10 protein-coding genes are annotated in these 9,179 nt (G+C 62.0%); 2 read left to right on the forward strand and 8 right to left on the reverse strand.

Annotated features, from left to right (window positions below; translation table 11 throughout):
• Positions 1–350 precede the first annotated feature (350 nt).
• Complete coding sequence (locus ADA16_RS07420; RefSeq protein WP_005511370.1) at positions 351–554, reverse strand: cold-shock protein; 204 nt, start codon at positions 552–554, stop codon at positions 351–353.
• A 307-nt stretch (positions 555–861) separates the two neighbouring features.
• Between ADA16_RS07420 and ADA16_RS07425 the strand changes: the two genes are divergently transcribed.
• A complete protein-coding gene (locus ADA16_RS07425; RefSeq protein ID WP_048760570.1) occupies positions 862–3,207 on the forward strand; it encodes a DEAD/DEAH box helicase in 2,346 nt (781 codons plus the stop codon).
• Here ADA16_RS07425 and ADA16_RS07430 read toward each other — a convergent pair.
• The 7 genes from ADA16_RS07430 to ADA16_RS07460 form a co-directional block, all read right to left on the reverse strand.
• Entirely contained in the window at positions 3,191–3,556 is a 366-nt protein-coding gene (locus tag ADA16_RS07430; RefSeq protein WP_048760571.1) for an Rv3654c family TadE-like protein, read from the reverse strand. The genes ADA16_RS07425 and ADA16_RS07430 overlap by 17 nt on opposite strands.
• Positions 3,553–3,906, reverse strand: a complete 354-nt coding sequence (locus ADA16_RS10795) for a TadE family type IV pilus minor pilin (protein WP_053084306.1) — start codon at positions 3,904–3,906, stop codon at positions 3,553–3,555. The genes ADA16_RS07430 and ADA16_RS10795 overlap by 4 nt, the downstream gene beginning before the upstream one ends.
• Positions 3,899–4,066, reverse strand: a complete 168-nt coding sequence (locus ADA16_RS11405) for a DUF4244 domain-containing protein (protein ID WP_239659396.1) — start codon at positions 4,064–4,066, stop codon at positions 3,899–3,901. Before ADA16_RS11405 ends, ADA16_RS10795 begins: the two co-directional genes overlap by 8 nt.
• A 314-nt stretch (positions 4,067–4,380) precedes the next feature.
• Complete coding sequence (locus ADA16_RS07445; RefSeq protein WP_048760576.1) at positions 4,381–5,034, reverse strand: type II secretion system F family protein; 654 nt, start codon at positions 5,032–5,034, stop codon at positions 4,381–4,383.
• Positions 5,031–5,903, reverse strand: coding sequence for a type II secretion system F family protein (locus ADA16_RS07450; RefSeq protein WP_239659394.1), 873 nt, complete (start codon positions 5,901–5,903; stop codon positions 5,031–5,033). The genes ADA16_RS07445 and ADA16_RS07450 overlap by 4 nt, the downstream gene beginning before the upstream one ends.
• A 73-nt stretch (positions 5,904–5,976) precedes the next feature.
• Positions 5,977–7,134 carry a TadA family conjugal transfer-associated ATPase gene (locus tag ADA16_RS07455; RefSeq protein ID WP_082150678.1) on the reverse strand — a complete coding sequence of 386 codons (1,158 nt, stop codon included), beginning with the start codon at positions 7,132–7,134 and terminating at the stop codon, positions 5,977–5,979.
• Entirely contained in the window at positions 7,127–8,530 is a 1,404-nt protein-coding gene (locus ADA16_RS07460; protein WP_239659395.1) for a hypothetical protein, read from the reverse strand. The genes ADA16_RS07455 and ADA16_RS07460 overlap by 8 nt, the downstream gene beginning before the upstream one ends.
• Before the next feature lie 324 nt (positions 8,531–8,854).
• Here ADA16_RS07460 and ADA16_RS11010 point away from each other — a divergent pair.
• Positions 8,855–9,179, forward strand: a 325-nt coding sequence (locus tag ADA16_RS11010) for a transposase-like zinc-binding domain-containing protein (protein ID WP_422647617.1), incomplete at its 3' end; no start/stop codon positions are given.

Raw genomic sequence — 9,179 nt, forward strand, 5'->3', positions numbered from 1 at the left:
GCCATTTTTCGGGCCATTTTTGACATAAACGCAGTCAGTAACTCGGATTGACCCGCCGTCGCTGACATAAACGCAGTCAGTAACTCGCATTGAGGTAAATATCGAAGGCACCCACCCGCCGACGCACCGGTCGACACGCTGAGCAGACGCACTTTTGCTTATTCCCCGCGATTGCCGCGCACTCCGGGACCCCAGAAACACAAAAATCCCACGCAGAAATTACTTTCCACGTGGGAGAATCAAGGCTCACAGCATGAACACAGCACGGACCTTGAAAAGCCGAAAATTCCGCGAGCCAAACCGGGCAAAAGCCCAGTTCAGAACCGAACTCAGCCCCGAACTACTAAGCTTTACAGAGGCTTGACATCCAGAGCCTGCGGACCCTTCTGACCCTCACCGATCTCGAACTCGACTGCCTGGTTTTCTTCCAGCGTCTTGAAACCAGTGCCCTGAATCTCGGAGTAGTGAACGAACACGTCGTTGCCACCGTCAGCTGGGGCGATAAACCCGAAGCCCTTCTCCGAGTTGAACCACTTCACAGTACCCTGTGCCATTACAAAACTTCCCAACTTCAGGATTCGATAAAACAAGTATTCGCCACGCACGTCCGGTCACGCACGATGGGGTAAACACGGCCAGAACACCCTTCCGCCGCGTGCGGGTTTTTACTGGGTGCCCTTAGGCGGGCGATACACTCAAAAAGTCTGCCACGTTTGAGGCGCGAGCGCCGATTAGCAACAGCTTCTTGCCACCCCCGTAAACCCCGTGCTCGGGATCCGGAGAAACTGGGGTGTTGAGCAGCGGAAAAGTGGCTGGTAGGAAGCGTCGTCAAGCATGTGAAGTGCGCGTTTGCAGGAAAGGATGGTGTCGGTGGAGTCGTTTGGACGGGAGCTGCTGGGGCCGGTTATTCGTGCACATCCGCGGGCGACGGTGACGCACATTGCGGATCTTCCTGCGCGCGCTGGCGTGACCGTTCCTTGGCCCGAGTGGGTACCGGGTTGGCTGAAAGAAGTGCTGGTAGATCGCGGAATCGAGAGCTTGTGGACCCATCAGGCGACAACCGCGAACCTCGCCCGCGAAGGCGTGCACTGCGTCGTCGCGACGGGCACGGCGTCGGGCAAATCGCTCGGCTATCTGCTGCCCGTGCTCACAGAACTATCGGCCACCCCCGCGACCACCGCGCTGTACCTCTCCCCGACCAAGGCGCTGGGCGCCGATCAATTGGACACGGCTCGTGCGATGGCGCCGGCGTCGTTGAGTTCGCTGATTTCGCTTTACGACGGCGACACCCCGCAAGACGCCCGGCGAGCCATCCGCGACCATGCCCGTTGGGTGTTTACCAACCCCGATATGCTGCATGTTTCGGTGCTCGGCAACCATGTTCGGTGGACGCGGATGCTGCGCAATCTACGTTATATCGTCGTCGACGAATGCCACGCCTATCGAGGTGTATTCGGCGCCAACGTCTCTCAAATTCTGCGTCGCCTCCTGCGGCTATCCCGCGAGTACGGCGCCTCACCGACCGTGATTTTTGCCTCTGCGACAACCAACGACCCCGCTGACCAGGCTCGTCGTCTCATTGGCGAGCCTGTCGAGGCCATCACCGAAGACGGCGCCCCGGTCGGTGAGCGAACCATCGCCCTGTGGGAACCCGGCCTGGTCCCTGACCTCAAGGGGGAAAACGATGCCCCTGTACGTCGCCCCGCCCCAACCGAGGCTGCGGACATCATGGCCGACCTGCTTGTCGAGGGCGCCCGCACCCTGACTTTCACTCGCTCGCGGCGCAGTGCCGAGACGGTAGCTCTCGGGGTGCGCGAGCGCCTGGAGAAACGCCGACGCAGCGATATCGCCGAGCGCGTCGAGTCTTACCGCGCCGGTTACCTGGCGGAAGAGCGCCGCGACATTGAGCGCATGCTCGATGACGGCACCCTGCTGGGCGTGGCCACCACCAATGCACTTGAGCTGGGCATAGACGTCGGTGGCCTCGACGCGGTGGTGCAGGCCGGTTTCCCGGGTACGGTCGCTTCTTTCTGGCAGCAGGCTGGCCGCGCGGGCCGTCGTGGCCAGGGTGCGCTGGTGGTGCTGGTGGCTCGCGATGACCCCATGGATACCTACTTGGTCCACAACCCTTCCGCGCTGCTGGGCAGGCCGGTGGAGAAAACCGTCTTCGACCCCCGCAACCCGCATGTGGTGTGGTCACATCTCTACTGCGCGGCGGTGGAAAAACCTATCACCACCAGCCAGCTTCAGGCATGGGGAACCCTGCCCGTGGCCGAAGAGATGGTGGCTGCGGGCTGGTTGCGCAAGCGCACCTGGGAAGGACAAGAACCCGTCTACTACCCGACCGACCGCGATGAGGGACCACGCATTGCCACTGCGCACGATGCCGTGAACGTCCGCGGTGGTGATGGCCAGGAAGTAGCCATCGTCGACCAGACCGATGGTCGTCTGCTCGGCACGATTGATCTTGGTCGCGCAATGCAGCAGGTCCACGACGGTGCCGTCTACTTGCACCGCGGCGAGTCCTATCTTGTCGACCAGCTGGACTTCGACAGTCTCGTCGCCCTAGTCCACCCCGAGCAGCCACGCTATTCCACCAGCTCGCGCATGGACACCACCATCCGCATCCTCGATGTTGAGGATATGCGCCACTACCAGGGCCTACAGGTCGCCTCCTGCCAGGTCGAGGTCTTTCACCAGGTCACCTCCTATCTTCGCCGTCTGGATACCGGCGAGATTCTCGACAGTGTTGAACTTGACTACCCTCCGCAGCGCCTGGTCACCCGCGCGGTGGCCTACACAATGCCCGAATCCACCCTGCGCTCGTGGGGTGTGGGCTCCGACGTCGCGCCGGGGGCTCTCCACGCAGCGGAACACGCGGCCATCGGCATGCTGCCGCTGATTGCCACCTGTGATCGCTGGGACATCGGCGGCGTTTCCACGGTCATGCACGCCGATACCCAACAGCCCACCGTGTTTATCTACGACGGCCACCCCGGCGGCGCGGGCTTTGCTGACCGCGGCTACGAAGCCTTCGCGCAGTGGATTCGTGCGACCCGCGATGCCGTCGCCGCCTGCGAGTGCGAATCCGGCTGCCCATCATGCATCCAGTCGCCCAAGTGCGGCAATGGCAACGATCCGCTGGACAAGGCCGGCGCAATCAAGGTGCTCAGTGGGGTATCGCGCGCGCTTAACGACGGCCAGTAGCAGCATCTTCCACCGCTACCGGCCCTGCCCTGGATGTGGCTTTTCTCTCCTTTCGTTCGATGCCTACCTGCACGTCCTCCCCGTCAATCTCGCAAGCCACAAGGTGTGCGCGGTTAGCTTTTGCGATTGCGCCCGCGGCTTCGCAGACGTCATCGCCCTCTTGCGCTGCCACGGCACCGGCCACCGCGGCCAGGTCCGCTGCCACTGCAGCCTGCCGAGCCTGCACCACCCTCACCCCGGCTGTAACTCCAACCAAGGTCAGGACGACGAAAGCGGCGATGAACAGTGCGGCTGCGACTGTGGTGGAACCGTCTTCTTCCCGGATAAGGCGGGCTGTCGCGTTTCTCATGACGATGCCGCTCTTTCCCGCAGTGCGACCGCGCGTGCTTCCAGCGAAAATGGCCCCGCTGAGCGCCGAATGGTCACGCGCACAGTACCGGAGGTTTCCGATATCGCGACCTGCCCATCCGCGTCTGCGCGGAGCTCGGCTACAGTCTCCGCATCGCCCCGCGCCTCAGCCCGTGCGATGGCTCCAGCCACGTCGGTAAGCCCTAGGTACATCGCGAGGGTGACCAGCCCAGACAGTGCAGTGACCATGACCGTGACCAGTGCCGCGAGACCGAAAGCGGTTTCTACCGTGGTTTGGCCTTCATCGCCGACGCACAGGCGATGAAGCGTAGAGCGGATGCGGCTAGACATCGGTGTTGAGCGCCCTTTCGATGATGTCGGTAAGGGCCTGGGTGATATCCCCGCCGGTCACGACGGTGTAGAGCAGGGCTCCGAAAGCGGCGGCCGCAATTGTTCCGAGAGCATATTCTACCGTTGACATGCCGTTTTCCTCGGTTGCCAGTGCGCGCATGCGCTTGTGCAGATAAGAGCTCAGTTGGGACTGTGCAGCGGTCAGCGGGTTTGTTGAAGAGTTGGTTGGAAGGCTGGCTGAATGGTCGGCTGAATGGTTGGAGTTTTGAGTGGTCATGAGTGTTTCCCCCTATGTGGATGTCGACTGACAAGTCAGTTGTGAAGTGTGGTGCGTGTTGATCCGCGTTGATGCGTGTTGGAATTGCAGCGCGGCAGGCGGACCACGCGCACAACCGAAGCCACAGCTGAGAGCGCAACCAGCACTGCCTCCGGCGCGTGCCAGCGCGCGAGGCTGGGCGCAGAACTGTCCAAACATCATGACGGCATCAGCCCCGCAAACATTTCGTCGGCAAGCCCGGCGATTGTGGGCACTAAGCCCAGCACCACAAACGCAGGGAGAAAGCACAACGCCAGCGGCCCGGCGATGAGGACACCAGCCTTTTCCGCGATGGCCTGCGCCGCATCGTGTGCTTGACTGCGGTAAGTGGCAGCGGTGTCCTCCAATGCCTGCGCCAGAACGGTGCCGGATTCGCTTGCGCGGCGCCCAGCCGTCGCCAGAGGCACGAGCGCGGGCGTGGCAGCAAGGCTGTCCCAAGCAGAGTGCGCGCCCACAGCTAACCTGGCGGAACACTGTCGAAGTGGCTCGGCCAGCTCAGGGTTTGCGCCATCGGCGGCTGCTTCCATGGCCTGGGACAATGGCATACCGGAGCTCAAACAAGCACCAATGATGTCGAGGGCCGCCGCGGCATCGAGCAGCACAGCCGGGCTGATGCGCTCACCGCCAATGACAGTTCGCACACGTTCCCTCACCTGTGCGGCAATCTGCGCCACCCGACTGGTCACCTGCCGGCGCACGCTTCCTCGCGTACGAGCATCCGACTCCGCTACCAATTCGGGCAGTCGGCTGCGGACGGGATTGAACGTCGGCAAGCAGAGGTAGGCGGCGATGAGAAGTGCGGCGGCAATCATTGTCCCACCTCCGCGCGATCGATGATGGCGACGGCCCATTCGATGCCCGCGCACACCAGTCCGACACCGATGACCAGCACAATTCCTCCGATACCGCGGCTGAGGAACTCGAAGGGGGACGCTCCGAAAGCTTGCCCCATAATCAGCCCGAAGACTGGGAGCGAAGCCAAAATGGCAATCGTCATGCGCGGCCCTGCCAGCGCAGCGGAGGTCTGAGAGCGATGCGCCTGACGAGCCTGCAAATCACCCCGCGCACACTCCAGCAACCCGGCCAAACTCAGACCGTGCTGCTGTGCCACCGTCCACATGCGCCCAATTCGACGCAGTTGCTCCGAAGACTCTTCGGTCTCCCACGGGTCGGCGAAGTTCGCACGATGCGCCGCGTGCCCGAGATGGTCTGCCAACACAGTCACATCCCCTGACCTGCGTAATTCCGTCGCTGCCGCGTTGAGCGCCCTTGATGCCGCCGCTCCTGCGCGCAACTGCGCGATCAAGGTCTCCAGCGCTACCGCAGCGCTGTCCGCTTCCCGACGCTCACAGCGCCTCTCCCTCACAGCGCGCACTACGGCCCCTGCGGTGCGGCCCAGCAGCAACGCAGCAATGGCACCTGGAATCCCGGCGCCCCACAGCAACACGAACGCTAGGCCTGCAGTGATGAGGACTGATAGCCCAGCAGCTCTGTTCGCACCGCCAGTGATTGCTGCACTCGCATCCGTGGCACCAGCACCAAGTCCAACCATGCGCTGCAACCACTTCAGCCCGCCCGGTACCTCACGGGCACGGCCTGCCAGCGCCCGCGAGCGCGCCGCCGCTGAGCTATCCTGCCAGATCGCGACTGCCGCAGCCGCTCCCCCAATGAGTACGGTCACGCTAAATCCCTCCCCCATAGCTGTTAATCTCCCCGTTTAATCCCCTGACTTTTCCCCCGGGTTATTCCACCGGTTATTCCACCGACTGTTCCCTGCCGACCAGCAACTTCTGCAACGTTTCCCACTCCGGCCCCGGCCCGTCCCGAGCAGTCCAAACCTCCACCACCTCCGGTGGGTTACCGCGCAGCAGCCCGATCTGTGCCAGCCGGCGAACATCAGCGCGTTCGACCACCAACACCACCTGCACCGCAGAGACCAACTGCGCATGCAGCCCGGCGCGACCAAGGCCACCGATCAGCCCCAAAGCCTCAAAGCGCGCGACGACATCCCCAATCCGGTTGGCGTGAATTGTCCCCGCCCCACCGCGATGCCCCGTGTTCAACGCAGCCAGCAGATCCACCACTTCGGCACCACGAATCTCACCGACGACAATGCGGTCGGGACGCATGCGCAACGCCTGCTTCAGCAACTCCTGCTGCCCAATCGCACCGGCCCCCTCCAAGTTGGCGGCTCTGGTCACCAGCTTCACCACATGCGGATGCTGCGGTTGCAACTCCGGAGTGTCCTCGATGCACACAATGCGCTGATCAGGATTAACTTCTGAGAGCATCGCCGCCAATAGCGTCGTCTTTCCCGCACCCGTACCTCCGGCGACAATAAACGACAGCTGTCCCGCCACGATTCCCCGCAACGCCGGCAGAATCTCCGGTGGAAACAGCCCGACATCGCACAACTCCGCAAGCCCGCGACGAGCCGGACGCAGCACCCGCAGGCTAATCTGAGTGCCGGTCGCTGACGGTGGTGAAAGCACCGCATGAACTCGCACACCACAGCCGCCGACACCACCAGGAATATGGCCGTCGGCCCAAGGTTGCGCGTCGTCAAGCCTTCGTCCGCACCGCGACGCGAGCCGCACCGCATACGCGCGCACCTCGCCCTCGTCCGCGAAGGAAATCTCGGCCCGCTCCAGTCCGTTGCCGGCATCGACCCAGACCTCGCCGGGCGCGGTGACCAGCACATCGCTGACACCCGGGCGGCGCAACAGCGCATCCAACACGCCCGCGCCCACTGTTTCCTCACGAATCGTGCGCAGAATCTCCAACACCTTCACATCGGAGACAACCCCCGCGGTCTCCGCGCGAATGATGTCGGCGACCTCGCTATGCGATGCCACCCCAGGCCGCTCCGCAAGCGCCGTCCGCACCGCCGCCAACAGCCTGACATCATCCATCGCCACCACCGCCGACAAGGGCAAACATCGCTTCCAATCCCCGCGTCAGCTTGCCGACGGCCCCAGCGAGCCCGCCCACATCTATCTCGTGAGCTACTTTCTTGCAGTACTCAATCTCACCAGCAATGGGCAGATCGAGCGCGTACTCAACCTCTTCGACACTGATATCGCGGTGCTGCTGGTGCCGAACCGCAAGACTTGGCGTGAATCCTGCCTGTGCACAGACGCTGGCCAGGTGTCCACCGGCTGCGATAGCTCGGACAGAGGTGGGCAGGATGATGACGGTGTCATCGGCAAGCGCGCCGAGAGTGGTGACGTACTCCACTTGCTTCGGGCAGTCCACGATGACCGTAATTCCGGCATGAATAAGGCAACTAATGGTGCTGGCAATGTGTCGAACATCGTCGGGTCTGTCGGTTCTGCCGGGTCTGTCGGCACTGTCGAATTTGGTGGCCGCCGAGGCGTGGTTGTAAGCCGTCTCGGGCGTGCGACTGCGAGTCCACGTCAACACTTTCAGCGCGGGTGATCGCGGGCAGGATGGCAGTGCTTCGTAGAGTGCCGCCCCGTCGAGACGGCCATCAGCAGCCGAGAAGTCTTGCCACCTCAGTCCCGGTTCCGTTTCCATCCCGAGCACCAGATCAATACCTCCCGCCAGCGCATCTGCGTCCACCAAGCAAATAGGCTTTTCGCGGGAAAGAACCAATGCACTCGCTGCCGCCGTAATGGAAGCACCGGCACCGCCGACCGCAGGAACCACCATCAGGCACGTTGCCGTGGAATCGGTTGTAGTTGCTGGCACGTTCGGTACGGGTTCTGTACCTGGTGCTGTAATCACGTCTGCGCTCGCAGGTGACGCTGGGGTGTGTTGGTGGTTCAGGAGGCTCGAGCTGTGTTGGAAATCGGAGAGCCTCGGACCATCCGGGCGTACCTCGGCTCGGCCGAGCAGTTCGACAATATCGACGTTATCCGCGGGCAAACTAGCGCTGTAAACAGGAGCTAAAACCTTCGCCACCTGCGTATCTTCCGCCTCAGTATCACCGCGGATCAGAAAGATTGCTCCCTCACAATGAGGCCGCCCGGCTAATCTTCGGGCTGCCGACGCATCAACGAACACCGCTGGTGCCCGACGCCACAGGGCCGATGAAACTCCCGCTCCGGTCGACGCGGACACTGACGCTGTGGCTGATGCTGGTGGTGATGCTGGCGACGATGTCAATGCTTGTGCGGCCACTGGCGCTGCAGCCACAGGTGGCACGGTCTCTTGCACACAGTCACGACCGGTAGCAGCGACTATGAGTGCAACCTCTTCACGCAGCGCTTCATCATCGACAGCATTGACTACTGGATTTGCTGGAGCCTCGGTTCGCGGAGCCATGGACAGTTTCTTGATTGCCATGGCCATAGCGTGCACTAAAAGGCGGATTCAATGATGCTCGCAAGGGGCCAAAACCTCGCTGTCTGTGGATAGTTTTCAGACTGTGGATAACTGCCGAACGCTACGTTGTCCTGGTCTTATGACTGCTGCGCGGCCTGGCCAATGCAAGTTAGTGCCTGCGTTGGGTTAAGTGACAAAAAGTGTGTCTGATTTTCAGGATGTCTACTGATCAGCACACATAAAACGGGCTTGAATAGGGTTCTAGACCTTATTCAAGCCCGTTTCTTGTTCAATCCATCGGAATGGCTCCTGCATGTGGTAGCAGGGTCTTGGTTGTCTTTCCGGGTGACTCATAACAGACCCCGATGCCCCGTATGCGCTGGGCAAATGAAGAAAAACGGCACCACAACCAAAGGGACAACCAGATGGAGGTGTAAAAACCCTGACTGCGGAACCTCCACCACACGCCACCGCCCCGATCAGACCCACACCCGGGATTTCAAAGCGTTTCACGCCTACGTCACCGGCACTGCTTCTTTAACCGACGTGGCCAACACCTTGAACGTCTCCCGGCGCACGCTCGACCGCCGGTTCACCTCGTTGTGGCTTATCGATGTGCCCAATACCCCAGACCCCAACCGCATCTACGACCAAATCTTCATCGACGGCA

The sequence above is a fragment of the Corynebacterium vitaeruminis genome (genome assembly GCF_001054325.1).
Taxonomy (GTDB): Bacteria; Actinomycetota; Actinomycetes; order Mycobacteriales; family Mycobacteriaceae; genus Corynebacterium; species Corynebacterium vitaeruminis_A.